This is a genomic window from Chryseobacterium lathyri (assembly GCF_030812195.1).
In the GTDB taxonomy this organism is placed as follows: Bacteria; Bacteroidota; Bacteroidia; order Flavobacteriales; family Weeksellaceae; genus Chryseobacterium; species Chryseobacterium lathyri_A.
On the sequence record NZ_JAUSSF010000002.1, the window covers coordinates 228,156 to 250,365 of the forward strand.

At 39.2% G+C, this 22,210-nt stretch carries 21 protein-coding genes, 3 tRNA genes and 1 riboswitch; of the genes, 8 read left to right on the top strand and 16 right to left on the bottom strand.

The window, feature by feature from the left end; translation table 11 throughout:
• Positions 1 to 39: 39 nt before the first annotated feature.
• The 8 genes from J2T03_RS11285 to J2T03_RS11320 all read left to right on the top strand — a co-directional run bounded on the left by J2T03_RS11285 (position 40) and on the right by J2T03_RS11320 (position 4,000).
• Positions 40 to 114: transfer RNA gene (locus J2T03_RS11285), tRNA-Glu, on the top strand.
• An 11-nt stretch (positions 115 to 125) separates the two neighbouring features.
• The gene (locus J2T03_RS11290; RefSeq protein WP_111957012.1) at positions 126 to 446 is read left to right on the top strand and encodes a hypothetical protein; all 321 of its coding nucleotides are present in this window, start codon (positions 126 to 128) and stop codon (positions 444 to 446) included.
• A 67-nt stretch (positions 447 to 513) separates the two neighbouring features.
• Entirely contained in the window at positions 514 to 768 is a 255-nt protein-coding gene (rpsT, locus tag J2T03_RS11295) for a 30S ribosomal protein S20 (RefSeq protein WP_040993501.1), read from the top strand.
• Positions 769 to 778: 10 nt separating this feature from the next.
• Positions 779 to 850 (top strand) — tRNA-Glu (locus tag J2T03_RS11300).
• Positions 851 to 943: 93 nt separating this feature from the next.
• Positions 944 to 1,015 (top strand) — tRNA-Glu (locus tag J2T03_RS11305).
• Positions 1,016 to 1,172: 157 nt separating this feature from the next.
• On the top strand, positions 1,173 to 1,829 hold the full coding sequence (locus tag J2T03_RS11310; protein WP_307211275.1) for a FadR/GntR family transcriptional regulator: 657 nt from the start codon (positions 1,173 to 1,175) through the stop codon (positions 1,827 to 1,829).
• A 56-nt stretch (positions 1,830 to 1,885) separates the two neighbouring features.
• Complete coding sequence (locus J2T03_RS11315) at positions 1,886 to 3,091, top strand: MFS transporter (protein WP_306840454.1); 1,206 nt, start codon at positions 1,886 to 1,888, stop codon at positions 3,089 to 3,091.
• Positions 3,092 to 3,226: 135 nt separating this feature from the next.
• On the top strand, positions 3,227 to 4,000 hold the full coding sequence (locus J2T03_RS11320; RefSeq protein ID WP_307211277.1) for a T9SS type A sorting domain-containing protein: 774 nt from the start codon (positions 3,227 to 3,229) through the stop codon (positions 3,998 to 4,000).
• A 130-nt stretch (positions 4,001 to 4,130) separates the two neighbouring features.
• On the opposite strand, the gene J2T03_RS11325 is transcribed toward J2T03_RS11320, so the two are convergent.
• The 16 genes from J2T03_RS11325 to J2T03_RS11400 form a co-directional block, all read right to left on the bottom strand.
• Positions 4,131 to 6,419: a DUF5074 domain-containing protein gene (locus J2T03_RS11325; RefSeq protein ID WP_307211278.1), complete on the bottom strand. Its 2,289-nt coding sequence runs from the start codon at positions 6,417 to 6,419 to the stop codon at positions 4,131 to 4,133.
• A gap of 42 nt (positions 6,420 to 6,461) precedes the next feature.
• Positions 6,462 to 7,670, bottom strand: a complete 1,209-nt coding sequence (locus tag J2T03_RS11330; protein ID WP_307211280.1) for a cell surface protein — start codon at positions 7,668 to 7,670, stop codon at positions 6,462 to 6,464.
• Between the two features lie 11 nt (positions 7,671 to 7,681).
• Positions 7,682 to 8,815 (bottom strand): YncE family protein, encoded by a 1,134-nt coding sequence (locus J2T03_RS11335; protein ID WP_306840458.1) that lies wholly within the window; start codon positions 8,813 to 8,815, stop codon positions 7,682 to 7,684.
• Entirely contained in the window at positions 8,812 to 10,842 is a 2,031-nt protein-coding gene (locus J2T03_RS11340; RefSeq protein WP_307211282.1) for a TonB-dependent receptor plug domain-containing protein, read from the bottom strand. The genes J2T03_RS11335 and J2T03_RS11340 overlap by 4 nt, the downstream gene beginning before the upstream one ends.
• A 109-nt stretch (positions 10,843 to 10,951) precedes the next feature.
• Positions 10,952 to 11,136, bottom strand: a riboswitch (cobalamin riboswitch).
• 138 nt (positions 11,137 to 11,274) lie between these two features.
• A complete protein-coding gene (locus J2T03_RS11345; protein WP_307211284.1) occupies positions 11,275 to 12,216 on the bottom strand; it encodes a transporter in 942 nt (313 codons plus the stop codon).
• An 11-nt stretch (positions 12,217 to 12,227) separates the two neighbouring features.
• The gene (locus tag J2T03_RS11350; protein WP_307211285.1) at positions 12,228 to 13,274 is read right to left on the bottom strand and encodes a cytochrome-c peroxidase; all 1,047 of its coding nucleotides are present in this window, start codon (positions 13,272 to 13,274) and stop codon (positions 12,228 to 12,230) included.
• Positions 13,267 to 14,094, bottom strand: a complete 828-nt coding sequence (locus J2T03_RS11355) for an MbnP family protein (protein WP_307211287.1) — start codon at positions 14,092 to 14,094, stop codon at positions 13,267 to 13,269. The genes J2T03_RS11350 and J2T03_RS11355 overlap by 8 nt, the downstream gene beginning before the upstream one ends.
• A 195-nt stretch (positions 14,095 to 14,289) precedes the next feature.
• Positions 14,290 to 14,658, bottom strand: coding sequence for a hypothetical protein (locus J2T03_RS11360; protein ID WP_307211289.1), 369 nt, complete (start codon positions 14,656 to 14,658; stop codon positions 14,290 to 14,292).
• Positions 14,659 to 14,661: 3 nt separating this feature from the next.
• Positions 14,662 to 15,336 (bottom strand): superoxide dismutase, encoded by a 675-nt coding sequence (locus tag J2T03_RS11365; RefSeq protein ID WP_307211292.1) that lies wholly within the window; start codon positions 15,334 to 15,336, stop codon positions 14,662 to 14,664.
• 194 nt (positions 15,337 to 15,530) lie between these two features.
• A complete protein-coding gene (locus tag J2T03_RS11370) occupies positions 15,531 to 16,214 on the bottom strand; it encodes an SCO family protein (protein WP_307211294.1) in 684 nt (227 codons plus the stop codon).
• Positions 16,201 to 16,476, bottom strand: coding sequence for a YHS domain-containing protein (locus J2T03_RS11375; RefSeq protein WP_307211296.1), 276 nt, complete (start codon positions 16,474 to 16,476; stop codon positions 16,201 to 16,203). The genes J2T03_RS11370 and J2T03_RS11375 overlap by 14 nt, the downstream gene beginning before the upstream one ends.
• Before the next feature lie 154 nt (positions 16,477 to 16,630).
• The gene (locus J2T03_RS11380) at positions 16,631 to 16,993 is read right to left on the bottom strand and encodes a hypothetical protein (RefSeq protein WP_307211298.1); all 363 of its coding nucleotides are present in this window, start codon (positions 16,991 to 16,993) and stop codon (positions 16,631 to 16,633) included.
• A 388-nt stretch (positions 16,994 to 17,381) separates the two neighbouring features.
• Positions 17,382 to 19,346 (bottom strand): heavy metal translocating P-type ATPase, encoded by a 1,965-nt coding sequence (locus tag J2T03_RS11385; RefSeq protein WP_307211300.1) that lies wholly within the window; start codon positions 19,344 to 19,346, stop codon positions 17,382 to 17,384.
• A gap of 44 nt (positions 19,347 to 19,390) precedes the next feature.
• The gene (locus tag J2T03_RS11390; RefSeq protein ID WP_073330184.1) at positions 19,391 to 19,810 is read right to left on the bottom strand and encodes a Fur family transcriptional regulator; all 420 of its coding nucleotides are present in this window, start codon (positions 19,808 to 19,810) and stop codon (positions 19,391 to 19,393) included.
• A 135-nt stretch (positions 19,811 to 19,945) separates the two neighbouring features.
• On the bottom strand, positions 19,946 to 20,827 hold the full coding sequence (locus tag J2T03_RS11395; protein WP_306840469.1) for a bestrophin family protein: 882 nt from the start codon (positions 20,825 to 20,827) through the stop codon (positions 19,946 to 19,948).
• Positions 20,828 to 20,958: 131 nt separating this feature from the next.
• Positions 20,959 to 22,209: an efflux RND transporter periplasmic adaptor subunit gene (locus tag J2T03_RS11400; RefSeq protein WP_307211302.1), complete on the bottom strand. Its 1,251-nt coding sequence runs from the start codon at positions 22,207 to 22,209 to the stop codon at positions 20,959 to 20,961.
• Between the last annotated feature and the right edge of the window lies 1 nt (position 22,210).

Genomic DNA, 22,210 nt, shown 5'->3' on the forward strand with positions numbered 1-22,210 from the left:
GTTAAAAAGTTAATCATTACTTTTGCAACCTCAAAATTTGGCCTATTCGTCTAGTGGTTAGGACTCAAGATTTTCATTCTTGCAACAGGGGTTCGATTCCCCTATAGGCTACCAAATTTGATATCATGCCGGATTTAAAAATACAGGAAGCAAAACTTCTTTTTAAGAAAATCCACTCTAACCCAAAAAGTTATGATTTACAAATCAATGAAGAGGGGATTACAGGCAGGGATGATAAGATAAGTTTCAGACTTTACAGGACAGGAGAAAGGGTTGCCTTTGAAGTAACAATTGACGGACTTTCCTTTACCAATACCACTGGAGAATGGAACAATGCGATGATCATGCTAAGCAGTACGATCAAGAAAATAGAACGAGAACAAGAGAATTTAAAAATAGAACAAGCAATAGATAAACTAAGAAAATACCTGTCAGAAGAAAATTGAAAAATTTTAAAAAATAATTTGGCAGATTAAAAAAAAGTTTATAGTTTTGCACTCACATTTGAACGATATGGCAAATCATAAATCAGCATTAAAAAGAATCAGACAAAACGAAGTTAGAAAAGTTCGTAACAGATATTATCACAAGACTGCTAGAACTGCTCTTAAAGTCTTAAGAAATGAAGAGAACAAAGCTGCTGCTACAGAGCAACTGCCAAAAGTTATTGCTTTATTGGATAAATTAGCTAAGAGAAATATTATCCACAAAAACAAAGCGGCTAACTTGAAAAGCAAATTAACAAAACACGTTAATAAATTAGCGTAAAAGTATAGTTGGCCCGTTCGTCTATCGGTTAGGACCTCAGATTTTCATTCTGGTAAGAGGGGTTCGATTCCCCTACGGGCTACAAATTTAATCACTACTAACCGGGTGGTTAATAAGAGTTGAAACTTATAAAAACAAAAAATCTAACCCACTAATTTATTAGTGCTAGATAGATGGCCCGTTCGTCTATCGGTTAGGACCTCAGATTTTCATTCTGGTAAGAGGGGTTCGATTCCCCTACGGGCTACTTAAAGAGAGATTCTTAATACTAGGATCTCTCTTTTTATGTTTTAAAATATTTTGCAAACCACCTTATTATCAAAAAACTCATCCTTTGACAATAAAATAGTACAGGCTTATGTATTTTTTAACTACCTTTGTATTCATCAGATGATAAGATGTATATGCAAATTCAAAGGAAAACATTAGCTCAGGAAGTCGCAGAAAGGTTAATACAAGGGATTACCAATGAAGAATATGCAGTAGGTGATAAACTTCCTATTGAACCGGAATTGATGAAAATATATGGTGTAGGACGATCGAGCATCCGTGAAGCAATAAAAATTTTATCGATAAAAGGAGTCCTGAATGTACAGCAAGGTGTGGGTACATTTGTTATTTCGAAGAATATTCAAGAATCACTGGAAGCTCGGATCAATAACGCTGAATTCAATGAAGTATATGAGGTACGTTCTCTATTAGATTCAAAAATAGCAGCAAGAGCAGCAGTTCACCGCAGTGAAAAGGAATTAAAGACTATTAAAATGTATCTGGATCTTAGAGAGAAGTTTGCAGAAGAAAATCAGGCTTTGGAATGCTATCAGGCTGATATCAACTTTCACATATCTATTGCTGAAGCATGTGGCAATAACCTTTTGAAAGAAATTTACAAAATCGCCAGTAAACATATCCTCAGTACTTTTGAAAGCAGTCATAATAACAATACAGACTCTTTTAAGTTTTCTCAAAAAATACATACGGATCTCTATAGCTGTATTGAAAATAAAGATCCTGAAAATGCAGCTCATATTGCACAGCTCATCGTCGACAGGGTATATTAAAAATATTTTTTTAACAAAATTCATCAGATGACATGATGAATTGAAACTTATAATTCATGAAAAATCTACAGACCCAGACAATTGATACTAATAAAATTGTTTATCCGATCTTATTTATGATCAGCTTTTCTCACTTTTTAAATGACCTGATACAATCTACTATTCCATCATTATACCCTATTCTAAAAGGTGAATTTAGCTTATCATTTGCACAGATTGGTATCATTACATTGGTGTTTCAGCTTACGGCATCTATATTACAGCCGTTTGTGGGGATTTATACAGATAAAAAGCCCAATCCAAGATCTTTAGCTGTAGGAATGGGATTATCAATGGCCGGATTGTTACTTTTGGCGGCAGCCCATCAATATTATATGATCCTTGTTTCAGTCGCTTTAATAGGGATGGGATCTTCAATTTTTCATCCTGAGGCTTCCAGAGTTGCGCAATTGGCTTCGGGCGGACAAAAAGGACTTGCTCAATCCATCTTTCAGGTAGGAGGAAATTCAGGAAGTGCTATTGGCCCTCTATTGGTTGCTTTAATTGTACTTCCTTTAGGACAAGGGTACGTCAGCCTTTTTGCCATTGCCGCTTTTATAGGAATTATAGTATTATGGAGGATCGGGAATTGGTATGCAGAACGATTGTCTCTGAAAAAAACGACTCAGCATTCCAGTAATATTATAGCCGTAGAACTATCCCGCAAAAAAGTTATATTTTCTATTACAGTTCTGCTGGCACTGGTATTTTCTAAATATATTTATTTAGCATCAATGACTAATTATTTTACGTTCTTTCTTATTGATAAATTTCATATCTCTGTAAAAGATTCTCAGCTATATTTGTTTATGTTCCTTGCGGCGGTTGCTATCGGAACAATTTTAGGAGGAAGGCTGGGTGATAAATACGGAAGAAAGAAAATCATATGGGTTTCCATACTTGGGGCAGCTCCTTTCACTCTTTGTCTTCCGTATCTTCCCTTATTATGGACCGTGGTATTTGCTGTTTTAATCGGCCTAATTATCGCTTCAGCATTTTCTGCTATTTTAGTATATGCTACTGACCTTTTGCCCAATAAAATTGGATTGGTAGCAGGATTGTTTTTTGGTTTTATGTTTGGGATGGGCGGAATTGGTTCTGCGGTATTGGGTGCTTTAGCAGATGATACCAGCATTGAATATGTATTTAAAATCTGTGCATTCCTACCTCTTATGGGTATAATAACCGCTTTTCTGCCTAATATTAAAGGTCGGAAAAAATAAATTCTTTGAAAGTAAACTACATTATTTTAAATATTACAAAAATATTTTTTAATTCACATTAAATAGAAATAATATTGCTCATATACACTTTTATGCTTAAATTTGGATTAAACGTTAACCAAAAAACTCTATAGCATGAAATCTATTCTATTTTCAAAGAATCGCCTTTTTCAGGCCGCACTATTTTTAACCTTTTTATTCCAATCCGGCCATACGCAGGCGCAAAACAGGATCTATGCCCATGATCAGCTCTCCAATGTGTATGGAGTATGCCTGGGCTGTGCCGTACAGAATCCTTTAAATGCCCTTGGAGACAACGAAGACAACTATTCTACCATGGTTATGGGTACGGTTTTACTGGGAGGCGTTGAACAGACCCTGAGATTCCCTGAAGTGAGGCTCAACACTAAATTGGTTATCGGTATCGGTACTAATAACATTCCTCTGACTGTTCAGCTCTTAAGCGGCGTATATATAGAAACACTAAGCGGAACAACAGCCAATAACGACAGTCAAATGGTAACCGGGAACTTGCTGAAGCTTTCAGACAATCCTGCCAGAGCAACTATTGAATTTGTTCCTGTCAGCTCATATGACGCAGTTAAAATAAGACTGAGTGGTGGTGTACTGAGTCTGGGTGGCGGATTCAGAGTGTATTATGCATACCAGGATCCTCTGGCCACCATTATGGCTTACAGCAAAGCCGGACAGATTACTCTGGATGGTACTGTGCCATTAGAAGGGTCTGAAGTTATCCTAAGAAATACTTCCGGGAAAGAAGTACACCGGTCTACCCTTCGCTCCAAAACCTTTGAATTGTCTTCTCCACAGCCTGAAGGAATCTATATTCTGACCATAGAGACGAAAGACAAGAAGACTTATTCGCGTAAGATCAGAATCAATAATTAAATAATAAGACATAAAAGAGATTTGGGCAGGCTAAAAGCCTGCCCAAATCTCTTTTACTACTGTTTTAAAACTAAAAACCCGGCGGCCCAAGTGGGCCGCCGGGTTCATTGAAATATATAGACTGTGATGGTTATTTTTTGATCAGCTTTTGCTGGTATACTGCTTTATCGGTTACAGCCTTTAGAATATATACTCCGTTTGGAAGCATGCTTACATTAATCTGACCGTTGTTAACTTGTGTATTCACCAGTTTTCCCGAAGCATCATAAACAGAAACCTCTAGGATTTTCTCCTGAGTTTTGATAATCAAAATATCTGTTACCGGATTCGGATAAATACTAAATTCAATTTTCTTCACTTCTGTCGTAGCCAAAGTAGAAGTTGTACTGTTGACAGTAAGCACTTTTTCTACTACTTTTCCATTTGAATTAAAACTGATCTTAATATCCGCCGTTCCTGGAGCAACCGGAGTTAGAACCAATTCGTCATTAGCATTAATCACTGCAGAAACTGCGGCAGGATTTGAGTTTGACTTAATTGATTTTACAATAGCAGCTGAAAGATTATCTTCATCAGAAACAATCGTTTTCAGGTCAATTACAGATGTATTGTTTACATTAACCTGTGACGGGAGAGTACTGCTTATAGCAGGAAGTGTATTGTCAGGGAATACTGCCATAGCCGGGAACCAATAATAGTCATTAAGTGTCTTTGTATTGGTAATGGCTCCGTTAACATTAATAGTATGGATCCAGTTTTTCTGGTAATGCGCGCCAAAACCACTTTCAGTGGTATTCAGAATCAATTCATCAGTGGTTGGATTCACACGAAGCCCAGCTCCATAAGGTATCTGTTTATAAGTACCTGTCTGACCGGGAATCGTTGCAAAATTTTCATTGAATGTCTTTGTCGTAACATCAAACTTTACAATCTGTGTTCCTGAAACGAAACTGTTAACTGAATTGATCCAGTATAAAACATTCTGCTTACTGCTCGCTGAAAAGCTTCCTGCGTTCCATGCCCCCCAAGATCCTAAATACTTAGTGGTAGGAATAGTATATGAAGTGGTAACAAAAGTAGTGGGATGAATATTCACCACTTTCTGATCCTGGATCGCCCAGATACTTCCGTCTTTCGCCTGAACAATAGAATGGAAAGATCCCGGGATCGTATGGATCAGGGTATCCGTTGCAGGGTCAATGACTAAAATCCCTGCAGACTGCTTCACGGCAAATACATATTTAGAAGAACGGATCATGTTTCCGATCTGACCTGCATATTGCCCTCCACCGCCTGTCCCGGCTATTGCGCTTCCAACTTGCAAATTGGCAATATCAAATACATAAACTCCGTTAGATGCTCCGATGTATCCTTTATTTTCGTTTACCCCAACAAATGATCTTCCGTCACCGCCTCCGATATTGTTAAATCCTGCAATTTTCTGCATTGTATGTGCATTGGCTACCACAAGCCTTCCTCCTGGAGTATACTGAGTATCACCACCGTCTGCAGCCTGTTTTGAGATAAAATAGAATTTATCTCCGTAGATTGTTCCGTATTGCGTTGTAGCGCCAAAGGCTTGGTTATTATTCGCATTGCTGTAGACACGGTAATTGACCTGCCCATTATTGTCAATGAAATTCACAGAACCGTTGGTATGTCCAAACCATTCTTCATTCACTATAAAGAAGCCGTCAGTAAAATTGGTAGAAGCAACAGAAGCAGCATAAGCAGATACCGGCGTCAACGTTGAAGAAATAGGAAAATAAGCCAGCCCAGGATTAAAATTCCATACATCCCATGATCCGTTCTGAAGCACACGGGACGAAGCACCTACCCCTGAATATCCGAAATCAGCATCCGCAGGATCTTTTACCCAATAGGACCAGTAGCTGTTGTACCATCCCGATCCCCAATGATCCCCGGCATCTGCAGCAGTAAAATCATCGAAATCATACGCACCTGTATTTACAATACCATTTACAGGGTAAAGAGGATAGGTTGTATTCCCGTTTTTATAAAGTGCATTGGTATTTTGTCCGTTAAGGTCAAAACCCATTCCTCCGATGGCTGTCCCGAATTGTGTTCCCGGATAAAACAATGTGAAAAATCTGTGATCAGCCTTTGCAATGGCTTTCATCATATCTTCTCCGGTAGCGCTTCCGTTCCATCTGAATCCCCATACCAAAGCATCAGGGTTTTTGCTGTCATTCCACTGTACCACGAAAGCGGCTTGATTTGTACCGCTACCTACCCAATACTGAATATCAGAAAAACTAATATTCGTGGTTACTGTAGCATTCAGCTGAGCACTGCCTGCCCCCTGAATGTCATTTCTAGGTACACCCTGTACTTTTATCTGTGCATTCGTAAAGAACGCCAACAGAAACAGTACGGTAAAAAGGTAAAACTTTTTCATTTTTAAATTATTATATGTATTAAATTCTATAGTCTATAATTATTAATTAAGATGCAGATCATAGGCCCCTGCTACTTCTGTGGATACTTCCCCGAGCCATCCGGCCTCCTGATTGATTCCCGTATAGACCTTAATAAAATCTATACCCGGGAGTTTTACATACTTCCCGTTTTTATCTACTGCCCAGGAAATGTCTATGTTTGAAGCTTCATCATTATTCGGAGCATTGTCTGCATACCCGTACTCATAAGATGTTCCTACCCAATATGCCCCCGTTCCGCTCTGGTCGTAAAAATTATCCTTAAGTCTGGTTCCAGCCAAGCTGTAAGAGGCATTCGTAAGCCATAAAGGATAATAGCTTTGGGTATGGAAGGTATTTTTAGTTTTAAATCCTGAATTCCCATTAATATCCTGCCATTTGATGTACTCCACATCAGTCTGCCAAAACTCACTTCCCGGAACGGGGGACTTATTTTCATTGGGTTTGAAATATGTTATACTGTAATTTTTAATGGTTGAATTTTTAAAATATTCACTGCCGGCAATTTCGTACCATTCATCTTCATCGGGTTTGCCATTTTTATTTTTGTCATAGCCAACCATTATAATTCCGGGTTCACAAGATCCCGATCTGGTTGTGCTGGCATTATTTCCCCAAAATGCATTGCCCAAAACTTTGAAATCCTTTCCCTCAAGATTGGGAACTGTATGATCAAAGCCGAAAGCAACATAGCCTCCAAAGCCACCAAGCGTGATCATGGCAGAATTTCCGCCTATCAGTGATTCCTTTGCTCTCTGGAGCATATCTGCTTCTGTATTTCCGGTAACATATTCCGGGACCTCATTCGTAAACTGGCCAACAGCAGGACGGAACTCAAAAACATCTGAAATGTATTTGCTGTAAGGGGTAAGTTCTTTATTGACAATGATCGTTGACTTATAGGTCTTCACCGCTCCTTTTACCTCTACTTTCAAGGTCAAAGGATACGTTTTTACAAGAGGACTTACAAAATCCAGCTGCGGATGGTCTGAAATAATGGAATCGCCGATACTCCAGGTCAGCTTCCCTTCAATTTTGGGATCTATGTTCAAGAGCTTAAGTCTGTCTATGGTATAGGATTCTTTAAGAGCTTCCGCAGGAAAAGTCACTTCCTCCAATACTTCTTCCCTGTCATTTTTACAGGCTGCCGTTCCCAAAAGAACAGAAGATAGAAGCATGGTCTTTAAAATATGTTTAGTTTTTCTTTCCATTTTTTATCTGATTATTTATATAAAAAAGCAAAATGAGCAGGGATATTCCCGCCTTCTGTTTTCCACTTGAATTTTCCGCCCTTATCGAAACAGTATACATATCCGGTAGTCACGTAGTTTTTCGCATCCGTTAAATAGATATCTTCCGTATAAGGATTTACTGCAATTCCGTAAGGAGCTTTGATCTCATCCACATACTGCTGGTCAATAATTTTATTAGCAATAATCTGTTCCGTCTTTACATCGATAATCCCAAAGGTCTTGACATAGGTATGCGTATTGTAATTAAATTCATTTCCATAATAGTACAGCTTGTCATTCACAATCGTCATTCCGCTGACAGCGACGTGAAAGTTTTTTTTCACTGTTCCGGTAGTGGCATCTACAAGGAAAAGGCTGGATGGAATGTTGTAGTAATCCCCTCTGGAGCTCACATATAAATCTCCGTAATTGTCTTTTTTAATACGATGAAGATTAATAGCTACGTCAATTTTCTTGGTTTGAGTAAAGCTATTCAGATCAATGACGGAAACAGTTTTGTCATAATCCGGGAACCTATATCCCCCGGAATTGGCCACAAAAAGCTGATCGCCCATAATTTCTATTTCTTCCGGCTGATACCCTACTACAACCTGTCTTTCGATGCTCAGTGATGTCGTATCAATTTCAACTACTTTTCCCGGTGGAGAGTTCGGATTCAGTTCAACAGGACCTGCGTAGCTGCTGGCATAAACTTTATTGCCTTTAAATGCCAGATAACGGCAGTTCTGCAGCTGTATGGTTTTGATCCGTTTGGCTGTTTTCGCTTCCAGTACTTCAATTTTATTGGAAACATTCACCACCACATACATTTTGTTCCCGTAAATCATGATATGATTTCCTACATCGCCCAGCTCTTTTACCACAGAAGGATTGGTTTCTCCGTAAATATTTTTGCGGTACGTTCCTGTAGCATAATCGAAATAATCGAGCGTACATTTATTGCTCCCCATATTTCCTTCGTTCAGAAGATAAAAACCTTTAATAGGCAGATCTTCCCCGGTACTTACCTCTTTTGTCTCCGAAGGGACCACATTGTCATCTGTCCGGCACGAGAACAGAAATAAAAGAGTAAAAGCCAGCAGGCAAAAGTTTAGTTTTTTCATAAGGTAAAGCTTACAATAAGTTTAAAGTTTCTTCCGGGCATCGGATAGTTCCTTACCACGTCATAGTATTGATTAAGGACGTTATTGACCTCAAAACCGGCTTTAATCTGATGAGAATGCCAGTTGAATTTTTTCTGAACGGATAAATCATGCGTGTACCATGGCTGAAGATAATTGGCTTTGATATTATTCAGCTGGGCATCATAACGCTCTCCCGTGTACATAAAACTGTAATTGAAACTCCAGTCTTTATAGTCTGTCATCATGGTAAAAGTCGCGGTATGCCATGGCACATAGGAGATCTGGTCTCCGTAATAGTCGTCACTTTTATCAGTATAGTCTCCGGCACGCTGATAGGTATAGCTTACCAAAGGTTTCAGTTTCACTTTATGAATGTCAAATTCAGCCTGAACATTCACGTCTGCCCCGATGATTTTTACTTCTCCCAAATTCACCATCATCCACCTGAAGAGATTGGTGGTAGGAACAGCGATAATTTTGTTTTCTACTTCATTATAATAGCCATCCACTTTCACATAGATTCCTTTAAAAACTTTATGATCATAGAGTTTCTGGTAGGTAAAACCTGCATCGTACTGATTCGTGTATTCGGGTTTCAACATGATATTCCCGATCATAGTGTAATACAGATCATTGAAAGTAGGCATTCTGAACACTCTTTTGTAGAAAGCCCTTACGGTAAGATCTTTGGATTCAAAGGGTTGATAACTAAGAAAAGCAGAAGGTGTCCATTCGGTTTTATCGGGAGACTTTGCATTCATTTTCACTTCTTCATGCACAAAAGTTCCCAGAATGCTTCCTAAAAATTTGAACCGGTTCCACTGATAGGTCGTAGCAAAAGAAACGAGCGAAGTATATCGGGTAGGATATGAAAAATCCCTCAGGCTGGCATCCAGATTATTATACTGAAAGTCAAAGCTTGCACTTATATCCCAGTTCTGATTAACAGAATACATATTGGAATTCGAAAAATAGAGTTCTCTCTGAACATAAGAATTATCTATCGGAAGAACGGTTGTAGCTACATTTACTGTATCTAAAAACCGGGTGTAGTCATAAGCAAATTTAGCTTTGAACTGCGTTTCGAATTTTGGAAACAGCTTTTTACGGAAACTGGCCTGAACAAAATAGTTTTCATCCAGCATCTGCTGCCCCTTAGGCTTGAAATTATTGTTAACAATGGCCGTAGGAACTCCACGATCGGAAATATAGCCATAACCGCGTACGCTCCAGCTTCCATCATTAATGGTCCCATTTAAAGCAGTTTCAAAACGTTTCGCACGGATATAGGAATCATATCTTCTGGCAATGGTATCATTGGCAACAGATCCGTCAGAATTTTTCTTTTCGTATTTAAATTTATACAAGCCGTCACTCTGCACAAATTCCGAGCTGAAACTTGCCGAAACTCTGTCTGAAAGCTTCTGCTCCAGACGGAAGGAAGGGTTAAACAAACTGATAGAGCCTAATTTCAGCTTCAGCATTAAGTTGGTCTTCTGATTTCCTTTAAAAACAGGTGTTTTAGGCTGAAGGTAAATCGACCCGGAAGATCCGAAATCCTTTGCCGGCTGAAAAATTTCACTTTTCTGCCCGTTATATAAAGAAATGGCTTCAAGATCATCCAGTGAAAACTTTCCGAGATCCACGATTCCGTTCTGAACATTTCCCAGCTGGATACCGTCATAGAAAACACCTACATGCTGGCTTCCCATACTCCGGATATTTACCGTTTTCAGACCGCCCATCCCGCCATAGTCTTTGATCTGAACTCCTGAAAAATACCGTAAAGCATCAGCCACCGACTGACTGTTCAGCCTTTCAAGCTGTTCCCCGGAAAGTACCTGTGCGGGAAGAATTTCTTTAAAATCTTTTTTGTAAAGCTGGATAGGAAGAATGGTTTTCTCCCTGATGGTGTCTCCGGATTGTGAGAATATAAGTTGAGATGCTGCCACAAATAATATGATAACACCTTTTTTAAACTGTGAAGCAGTACATTTTCTGACCATTAGCTCATTGAGAATAATGCTGACGCTAATGGATATAAGATAGCAAAGATAAAGCGCAGCTGTTACTGCACAGAATCATTGTTGTCCTAAGCTTTATTCCACGAAAGCATCAAACGTTTATCTTCTGGCAGGTCTTCTGACTTACTCCGTTTTTGAAATCCTTCCCATTAAAAAACAGTGGATATACTCTTCAAAAACTTTGATGTGGAGCTTACAGCAGCGGGTCTGTCCCGGATTTTCACCGGATTCCCTTTTAAGTGCTTTTTACAGCGCACCAGATTGCGGCAAAGATAGAAAATAATTAATATATGCAATACAAGACATAATAAATTAATTCTCAGCACTATGAAAAACAACAGATAGATTAAGAAAATGTATTAAAAACCGATGGCTGCGAAAATCGCAGCCACCAAGATTTCGGTCACCATAAGATTAAATTCCAAAATTGATAAATACACTGAATCTGGATTTCGCTTCAATGTCGCCGCCCGCAAGATTGGAATAGGCAGGCAGCATGACTTCACCTCCTAAACTGAACTTTTTATACGAAGCCTCGAACCCGAGTTTTCCATATAAAGCACTTCCGGCTGTTTTAGGCAATACCTCGTCAAACTGTTTGTTTTTATCATAGACTTCACCCTGAACTCCGGCTTTGGCAGAGAAAATGGTCTTTCCGTTTTCTGCAAGCTGATAAAACCCTGTTGCAGCATAATTCCACTGGTTCCCGAAACGGTAATTCTTTTTATTTTCGGTTTTTACGGTATAATCTGTATTAATCAGTACAGCCAGCTTATTCTTTTGAAACTTATAGTTCAAAGCGGCCTGATAATCCCAGCTTCCCGTTCCCAGTTGAAAACTTGGATTGACGCCGGAAGCTCCTTTTTCATCAAATTTCCCCAAAGGAATCTTCACACCCAAACCTCCGTTAAGCTGATGAAAATTATCCTTGGAACTGATGATCCGGTAAATTCCCATCAGGTTCACGTCTCCGATTCCATCGATTTTAATATCGCCCTGCATTGTTCTCTTCTCATGAAAATGAAATGGCAGGCTGGCGTATACACTCAGATTTTGTGTCAATGGAATTTTACCCCAAACCTGCAGGGTATTGAAGTACTGGTCCTGCGTGAGGTCTTTCACAAAAAGGTTTTCTTTGGCTTTATAATGCTGGGCAAAATATTTGATCCCGACAAACTGCGGATTCAGCAAAGACTCAAAACCGGAAGATCCGTTTCCTGCTGCACAACCGCACGCATCACAGTCATCCAGTACAATTCTGCTAACATCATCTGCAATGTAAATACTGTCGTTAATTGTTTCAGCATGGCATGCAAATGATAGTGCCAAGCTGAGGATAAAGATTATTTTATTCATGTTCATCATGATCACTCTGCAAATTTTGGATTAGAAATAAAGTTTTTATCAGATAAGGTTTTCAAAAAGGCGATAATCAGCTGCTTTTCTTGAGTGTTCATCGCTATTCCGACATGTCCGTTTTGTTTCAGCTGTGAATCAAGATTGGGGTTATCCTCCACATTATCTGAATAGAAATTAAGGACTGCTTCCAGTGTGTAAAATCTCCCATCATGCATATAAGGTGCGGTATGTTCTACATTTCTCAGGCTAGGCACACGGAATTTCATCCAGTCATTCTGATCAAGGGTCACGCGATGACGCCCCGCATCTTTGAACTGGGTATTGTAATACATTCCTGTATTCCTGAAACTCTCATCGGTAAATAATTCTCCACTGTGGCAGGAAGCACATTTCTGATCAAAAAGAGCTAATCCCTGAGATTCCTCGGAAGTGAAGTTTTCTTTTTCCTGTTTAACCCTGTCATATTTCGAATCTGCGGAAATCATGCTTACCATAAACTGCGACAGAGCCTTCAATATCCTTTCACCAGTTATATTTTCATCACCATAAGCTGCCATGAAGAGTTTTTTATACCTCTGATCATTCTTTAATTTAGAGATCACCTCGGGCATGGAACTGTCCATTTCATTGGCATCCGTGATCGGTATGATCGGCTGTTCGTTCAGATTATGGATCACACCGTCCCACATGTATCTTTTCAGGAATGCCATGTTTTGAATGGATGGTGCATTACGGATTCCTATTCTGTCGTCCACTCCATGGCTCACGGTATGGCCATGGTGCGTAAAAGCATTTTCCTGAATATGGCAGAAACCACATGATATGGTGTTATTTCGGGAAAGCCTGCCCTCATAAAATAAATTTCTTCCCAGCTCTACTCCGTTTTTTGTCACCGGATTACCGGATGCATCAAAAGTCATTTCAGGAAAGTACGATGGGAACCGTAAAGAATAAGCCTCATCTTTTTCCAATGGCTGCATTACCTCATCTGAACAGGAAGAACAGCTCAGAAAAGTAATGACCAGCAGCATTGTTTTTAATAAAATCCTAATCATTGTGAACGTGATCTACTTTAAACATCGCAGTAAGGTTATCCGTAACATCCACCAAATGCTGGCTTGAGCCCATCATCATATTGTTTTCTGTAGTAAGGGAAAGCGTTTTGCTGCCACTTAGAAACTGATTAAGATCTGCAAGAATGTGGATGGAAGGTCTTATCTGAGCCGTTACTCTGGCGGTTGTCGGAAGATTCAACGTAATTTCCCGGTAAAGATCCGGAGTATTATTAGCCGTTACATTCCCCATGTTTCCCGTGTGATTCATGAATTGCGTATCTGCTGCACTGCCCCCGTACTTCCCTTCCAGTTTTATAAAGACATAACCGGCTGCCCATGACCACGACATTCCTTTCTGTTTGGCTTTCGTCCAGAATTCTGCCTGCCCGTTTTGCCCCAACAGATAAGCCTTCTGACTGATTCCAAGTCCAAATCTTACTTTCTTGTAATTGTTTTTCGGAATTCCGTTCAGATCGAGATAAACAACTCCTGCAACGGCATCTGCCTGATCTACAATGAAAGCGCCTTTATCAGGATTATTTTCATTGTATTTAAATTCATTTCCGCTTTCGTCAATCAGTGTGATATTGCTGATGACATATTTTAAAGCGGAGAAATTATGTTTCTGTCCGGAAGCAGAAGTCTGTACAGTTTGATTCAGCACAATATTCCCCAGATTATTGAATCCGTTTTCAAATTTTATCTGAAGATTTCCGGTTGAAGTGTCCTGCGAATCGGTATCATCGCTGTTTCGGCATGATGATAAAGTGAGCACATTAAAGACAATAAAGAATAATGATAAAAATTTATAAATTTTCATGTTGATTTTTTAAGTTGAATTTTATGAATAGAAATGTTTTTGAATGGGTGATCATTCATTTATTTAACTACAAAAGGCACAAAAGTTTTTTGACACTTCAGTTATTTAAAGTGTATGGAAAAACTATATAAAAGAACACTGAATTTCAGCGAACCTTATATACGTTCTGTAGTTTTGTAATGATTAAAATTGAACTTAAAAAACCGGTGGTTTGAAAATAGATCTGAGAAACAGAAAAGAATAGGCTGTTTCATAGAGAAAATTGAAATTTGCAGAAAGGAATTTTTCTACATTTTGAACAGAAGTAATTTCAGGAAGTGTACAGATATCAAGAATTTTCTGTCCAGAATTTTTAGTTTTGTTTAAAGGCGAAGAATCAGAGTTATTCGTCTTTGCAAGTTCTTTGCTCAAGTAACATTTTCCATTACAGTGAAGCTCCGGTTTGCTTTTATTGATACAGAGGACAGTGGAAATGTAATCATAATTTACAGCATATTCCATCAGTGGGATCAGAGGCCTGAACACCATATATAAAGTGAGGGATATGCTGCAAATTAAGTTCATTTGTTATTTCTTGCTTAGGGCTTCATCATATCTTTTGCTTACCTCTTTCCAGTTCAGCACATTCCAGATTGCAGTAAGATAATCCGCTCTTTTGTTCTGGTATTTCAGATAATAAGCATGTTCCCAAACATCAATTCCTAGAATCGGAGTTCCTTTTTCTTCCACGACATCCATCAAAGGATTATCCTGGTTTGCCGTAGAAGAAACGAATAACTTTCCATTTTTATCCACCGAAAGCCATGCCCATCCTGAACCGAAACGGTCTGCACCTGCTTTACTGATCTTTTCTTTGAATGCATCCATGCTTCCGAAAGTTTCCGTAATTGCTTTAGCTAGTTTTTCAGAAGGCTGTGTGTTTTTTACAGGTGTAAGAACGGTCCAGAAAAGTTCGTGGTTGTAATGTCCTCCTGCATTGTTTCTTACTGCCGGCGTAAGTTTAGAAACTCCCGAAAGGATTTGGAAAAGCGTTTGTTTTTCCTGTGGTGTTCCGGCAATCGCTTTATTCAAATTGGCAACATAAGCTGCAGCATGCTTTGAATAATGAATTTCCATTGTCTGTGCATCTACCGAACCTTCCAGTGCATTGTATGCATACGGAAGCGGCGTCTGCTTAAACTGCGCAAAAGCGAACTGTGCAGCAAATACGGCACTTAAAGCTGCTATTTTCAAAATCTTCATAAACGTTTTGTTTTTATGGTTTAACAATATTTTTATTACTTATAAAAGGGAAGAGGCACGATGGAAATCATTTCTGTCTGAAGATGGCTATACTTCATCTATACTTTTTCATCTTATCTTTTTAACCATCTGCATCCATGAATTCATTAATCATTAACTTTCAGCTTCATTCTTCCATCTTCCTTCCCTAAACTTTATTTCAATAATTTCTTAATATCCTCGATCAATATTTCCCGGTCAGGATGATATTTCCCCGTAAGTTTCGGAGTTTTTCCTTCCGGATCTTCATAATTCAGTCCGGAGTAATACAGGATGGGCATTTTATCTTTATTGTATCTGCAACGGATATTCCCCTCTTTATCCACTAAGGCGATCATTCCGCTGTGGTTAAGGCTTTCGCTGTCGTCTTCCTTATCTCCCACGTAGATATTGAGCTGGTCTGCCAGTTTTCCGATATAATCTCTGTTTCCGGTAAGAAAATGCCAGTCCGGAGATTTGGCTCCTACACTTTTAGCATGTTCTTTCAATGCTGCAGGTGTATCATTTTCCGGATCTATACTTATTGAAATGATCCCGAATTCAGGACTGTTCACCTCATCTTCAATAAATCTCATATTACGGTTCATTACAGGACAAATCGTAGGACATCTGCTAAAGAAGAACTCTACCAGATAGACTTTACCCAGCATATCTTTATTGGTGATTTTTTTATTATTCTGGTCGGTGAGCTCAAAATCTGGAACCTTCATTACGGTATATAGGTTCTTCTTGAAATATCCCATTCCTACCCCTATTCCCAGAAACAGCAGGGCAAAAATCGCGATCGGAATAATCACCTTTCTCTTTGCTCCGGTCTTGGTCTTATTATTTTTGGGCATATTTCTCAGGATTTTTTTTGAATTCGTCCTTACAGTAACTACTGCAAAAACCGTACGTTTTATTTTTATAGACTGCTGTATCTTTCATATCATCTTCCGTTTTCATGTGGCAGATGGGATCTTCTGCATTGACAAATTTTACTTTCTTAGCCGTCGATTTTGAAGGGGTAGCGCTCTTCTTATGCTTTACTTTAGGGGTTTCCTGGGCACATGCAAATAATGAAACTGACAATAATGCAGTTAAAATAATTTTTGATTTCATTTTAATTGTAAATTGAAATTAATAGTATGATGAATGTGTAAATTAATTTTTAACACAGAGATAATCATCGTTTTTACTATTTATTGCTTTTAAAACAATATCAAACCATAAAAACGAAGTTACTTTGATAAAAAAACTAAAAGAATAGTTGAAATTAAGCTAAAGGAGGATGGAATATCCTTGAAAAATATTCCGAAGTTTGATCCACAGCATAATGTGAATGTATGGCCGCATCTTCAGCATCAAACTCTTTCTGTCCTAAAAATGAAAGGGTATCGTGGGAAACAAAAACATCCAGAACGGATATTTTAATGACCTGGGAATTATTGGACTGCTTTTCTGTTTTCGCCAGTTCTTTGCTGACGTAGCACTTCCCTTTACACGTTGACTGAGGAATATTTCTGTTCTCACAGAGATTTTTCACAATATAATCATAGTTCACAGCATAGTTTACCAATGGCAAAACAGGGCGTAATGCAATGGTAAAAATGATGAATATGGAAATAAAAAATCTCAATGATCAGTTCTGTTCTACAAATATACTACTCAAATTGGGTTTATGTATTATTTATGATGAATGTCATTGATTATTTTTGGTGGGGAGGGTTTCGGGTTACGGGGTTTTGAGTTATTCTTTCTCTCGCGGATTGTGGTGATTTTGCAGATTCTTTTTTGTGTATGAAAAACCCTTATAGATTTTGGAAATCTATAAGGGTTTGGGTGTTTTTATTTTTAAACGGATGATGTCGTGTTTTTTATCGCAAAGGCGCAAAGAATATTACAAAAGGATGCTTGAAGGCGCAAGGATTTTATCTCTGATAAAATTTTATACCGCTAATAATGGGTCGCTTCATCCTAGAAGCTATTGTTTGGCACCTGCTACCTGCAACCCTGCAACCTACTCCCTAATTAAACTTCATCCTCTGAATCCTCACTGCATTTAATATCGCCAGCATCGCTACTCCCACATCAGCAAACACAGCTTCCCACATTGTGGCTAAACCTCCGGCTCCAAGGGCTAAGACAACTGCTTTTACCGCGAAGGCTAAAACAATATTCTGCCATACAATCTTCTTGGTTTGCTTACCTATATTGATGGCCATTGGGATTTTGCTCGGTTTATCATCCTGGATAACGACATCTGCGGTTTCAATCGTGGCATCGCTTCCGAGTCCTCCCATGGCAATTCCTACATCGCTGAGCGCAACAACAGGAGCATCATTCACACCATCACCAACAAAGGCTACGGTTTGATTTTTTGCTTTAATCTCTTTTACTTTATTCACTTTGTCTTCCGGTAAGAGATCTCCAAATGCATTGTCGATACCGAGCTGGTCTGCCACATATTTGACAACGGTACTTTTATCACCACTGAGCATGGTGGCTTTTATGCCCATTCTATGCAGGCTGTCAACAGTTTCTTGGGCATCACTTTTTATACTGTCTGCAATGGTAATGTAGCCTGCAAACTTTTTATCATAAGCTATGGCAATAAGTGTGTACACAATATTGGCATGGCTGGTATCGTAGCTGATATTGAATTTATCCATCAGCTTAAAATTACCTACCAGCAATTCTTTTCCATTGACTGACGCTTTTAAGCCATGCCCTGCAATTTCTTCCACATTCTCCAGTGGGATAGAATGGTCGATTTCGCCAGCATAGTTGTGGATCGCTGTAGCTACAGGGTGTGTACTTTTACTTTCCAGTACATTGACCAGTTTAAGGATCTCATCTTTATTGAGTTCTGGCTGAATGCTTGCTTTCTGTACTTTGAATACGCCTTCCGTCATGGTCCCGGTTTTATCCATCACTACATTCTGGATTTCTGCGATACTGTCTAAGAAATTACTTCCTTTAAATAAGATTCCGTTTCTGCTTGCCGCTCCGATTCCGCCGAAATATCCCAGCGGAATGGAGATCACCAATGCACACGGACATGAGATTACAAGAAAGATCAAGGCTCTGTACAGCCACTCTCTGAACTGATAGTCATCCACAAATAAATATGGCAGAAGGCAGATTCCTATGGCAAGAAATACGACAATCGGTGTGTATACTTTTGCAAATTTTCTGATGAATAATTCGGTCGGTGCTTTCTGCGCGGTCGCGTTTTGAACCAGTTCCAGAATTTTACTCAGCTTGCTGTCTTCGTAGGCGGTATTCACTTTTACAAGAGCAATGCTGTTCATATTGATCATCCCGGCCAGTACAGCTTCACCTTTTGTTTTTGTATCCGGTTTACTTTCACCTGTGAGCGCTGCGGTATTGAATGAAGCTGATTCAGACATCAGTTCACCGTCAAGAGCCAGTTTTTCTCCGGGCTTCAACTGGATAATATCTCCTATTTTGGCTTCTTTGGCTTTAATGGTCTTTGGCTGGCTGGCTTCAATGATCGTTACCTCATCAGGACGCTGATCCAGCAAGGCTTTGATGTTTCCTTTGGCTCTTGAAACGGCCATTCCCTGGAATACTTCCCCTACGGAATAGAAAAGCATTACAGCAACACCTTCGGGATATTCCCCGATTGCAAATGCTCCTACTGTGGCAATTCCCATCAGGAAAAATTCAGAAAAGACATCTCCGTGAACAATACTCTCGTAGGCTTCCTTTAAGACGGGAAATCCTACAGGAATATAGGCCACCAGATACCAGGCCAAACGCACCCAGCCTGTAAACCATTCTGTTTTTATATAATTGTCCAATGCTATTCCTATCAGCAACAGCAGGAAAGAGATGATGGCAGGAAGAAACATCTGAAAAGGTGTTTTGTCTCCTGTATCGTGAGAGTGATCATGCCCATCCCCTTCGGAGTGATTGTGTGTATGCTGTTCTTTATTTTTTGGTTTTGTACTGCAACATTCTTCCATAAATACTATTTTGATGTAAAATTAAGGTTATCCTCAATGCAATACTATTGCAAACTTTCAAGACAGTTCTCACAAATTCCTTTGGCAAAAAGTCTTATTTCATCGATTCTGAAATTGGCCTGAACATTTTGAGGAAATGAAATATCTTCTCTGCAGGTCGTCTGCTTGCATATTTTGCAGTAAAAATGCAGATGCCAGTCTTTGTGGGTTTTCTCATCGCAGCCGTCATCACATAATTTATATTTTGTAGTGGTATTTTCCTGTATGCTGTGAACAATTCCTTTTTCTTCAAACGTTTTCAGTGTCCGGTAAATAGTGGTCCTGTCTGCATTATCGAAATGATTTTCGACTTCAGAAAGTGACAGTGCAGCTTCCTGCGTGCTCAAAAAATCATACACCAGAATTCGCATGCTGGTGGGCTTGGTGTTTTTATCAATGAGTTTGGTTTCTATATCTTTTTTCATTTCTACGATTAATTTTTATAGATGTACTTTCTTTTCCTTAATAGCAAGACATAAATCAGATTCTTTTTATGACGGCTGGCCGGTAAACCTGTCTGTGTTTTTGTTTCTTCCATGTTTTTCTGAAATTTTAGTTAATCACATTTCGTAATACAAAGAATTATCTTTTTTGGCAGGAACGCTCTGCTCTCCTATCATCTGTTTAATATTTATTTCGATGGTTTGTGCCAATGAGGTCACAGGCGTATCTACAGGTCCATTTTCAAAAGGATCCTGCATGATAATGGATGTTTTCTCGATCGCAAGAAACATGACCGGAATAAGGAACGTAATGATAATTTCAACAGCTAACTGTGCATCATCCAGTCCAAAAGGAAGGATGGCAGCAAAAACATAGATTAAGGTATGCAGCAAAATACTGTAAGACCTTGGAAAAACTGTATTCTTCAGCCTTTCACATTTTCCCATACTGTCGCAGAGCCTGGTGATGATATCATTCAGCTGCATCTGCTGAAAGTCTGTTAAACCTTTCGAAGAAGCAATATCTCTGAGCTGCTGGGAATGTGCATCCAGAAGTGCATTCGGAATATTGGCAGCTTTGATCTGATGTTTATCCAGATAGTTCTGAACTCTGTCTGAAAAAGGCTGTCTTCTCAAAGATTCGCCAAGTGCATAGGTCCAGATGATCTGTCTTTCTGCAAATTCTTTTATGATCTTATCTTCTCCTGCCGGGAAAAACTGAATGATCAACCTCATCAGCGTTCTTGAATCATTCACTATGGCACCCCAGACTGTTCTGGCTTCCCACCATCTTTCGTAGGATTGGGAAGTCCGGAACGCCAGCAGCAATGACACAGCCGTTCCTAAAAGAGCCGGAATATTAAGGGGAAGTGAAATTTTCCGGAACCATGGGAGAAGGTCTAATAATCCTATGGACACAGCAAATATTCCCATATACAGGATCTGGGATTTTATTTCACGGATGAAATACCAGATGGATATTTTCTTGTTTAGCAGCATAACTGAATGATGTATTAGAATGTTTCTTATATTCTGACCCCTGAAAATGTACCGTAAACACCTCTAATTTAGGCATAAAAATCGGTAGTTCTTCCGGCCTGTTTCTATAAATCGATTATCATTTCATTATTTTAATGCTCATGTCCGCCGGAATTGGAAAGTTTAGCATTAACAAAAAAGGCTCCCTTCACTACAATTCTCGCATCAGCAGGAATTCCTTTAACGGGCGTAATTGCTGTATAGCCCATATCTGATGTACCCTTTATCACTTCTACTTTTTCAAAATTCAAGGTTTTTTGATGTTGTGCAGGTTTTTCTTTTTCTTCTTTGTGATCATCTCCGGATTCTTTTTCATGTTCCTCCGGTTTTTTATCTGTACGGATGAAAACATAGTATTTTCCGTCTGCTTCCACGATGGCTTCATTAGGAACGGCTGGAGTTGTATTTTTATCAAGACTTACAATTCCGGTGATATTCATCCCATCGATGAGGCCTGCTTTATTTCCGGTTACTGTGCCATGTACAGAAACGGTTTTGCTTTCGTTTTCGAAAGAAGATCCTACACTGTAAACCACGGCATCATATTCGGTTTCAGGATTATTGGTCAGCTTGAAATGCACAATCTGCCCTACTTTCATTTTAGGAAGATCTTTTTCAAAGACCTGCAGGTCAAGATGGATAGAATTGTTATCAATGATCTCTGCCACAGGTGACGAAACATCTACATAGCTTCCGATTTGTGCCGAAATACTGCTCACCGTTCCACTGATAGGTGCTGTAATGAACAACCCGGATCTCATATTACCATTGTTCACTTTTCCCGGGCTTATTCCCATCATCTGAAGCTGCCTCAGAAGGGAAGCTTTTTTCGTTCTCAGGGTTTTAAGCTCGGCATCTGAACTCTGCAGGTTTTTCTTTGCGCCTGCGTCATTGTCAAAAAGCTCACGCTGTCTTCTGTATTCCTGCTCTGCATAGGTTATTCTGCTGTTCGTTGTCAGATATTCTTCCTGTAACCGGATAAATTCAGGATTGGCGATGGTTGCGATTACCTGTCCCTTTTTTACGATGCTTCCTACCTGTACATTCAGGGTTTTGATCACTCCGCCGTACAGAGAGGTGATGGTAGCTTTATTATTGTTGGGAACTCTCAGAAGACCATTCGCTTTGACGGTGGAAGTAAGTTCCTTCATTTCTATGGGACCTAACGATATTCCGACCGATTTGATCTGGTCTTCCGTTAATGAAGCAATAGTCTGCGGCGCTTCTTCATGGCCGACTTCAGTTTTCCCTTCTGATTTTTCAGCCGATGTTTCTTTTTTTCCACAGCTTAAAAGTAAAAGTGCCGTGACGGTCAGAAATATGATATTGTGTTTTATTTTCATG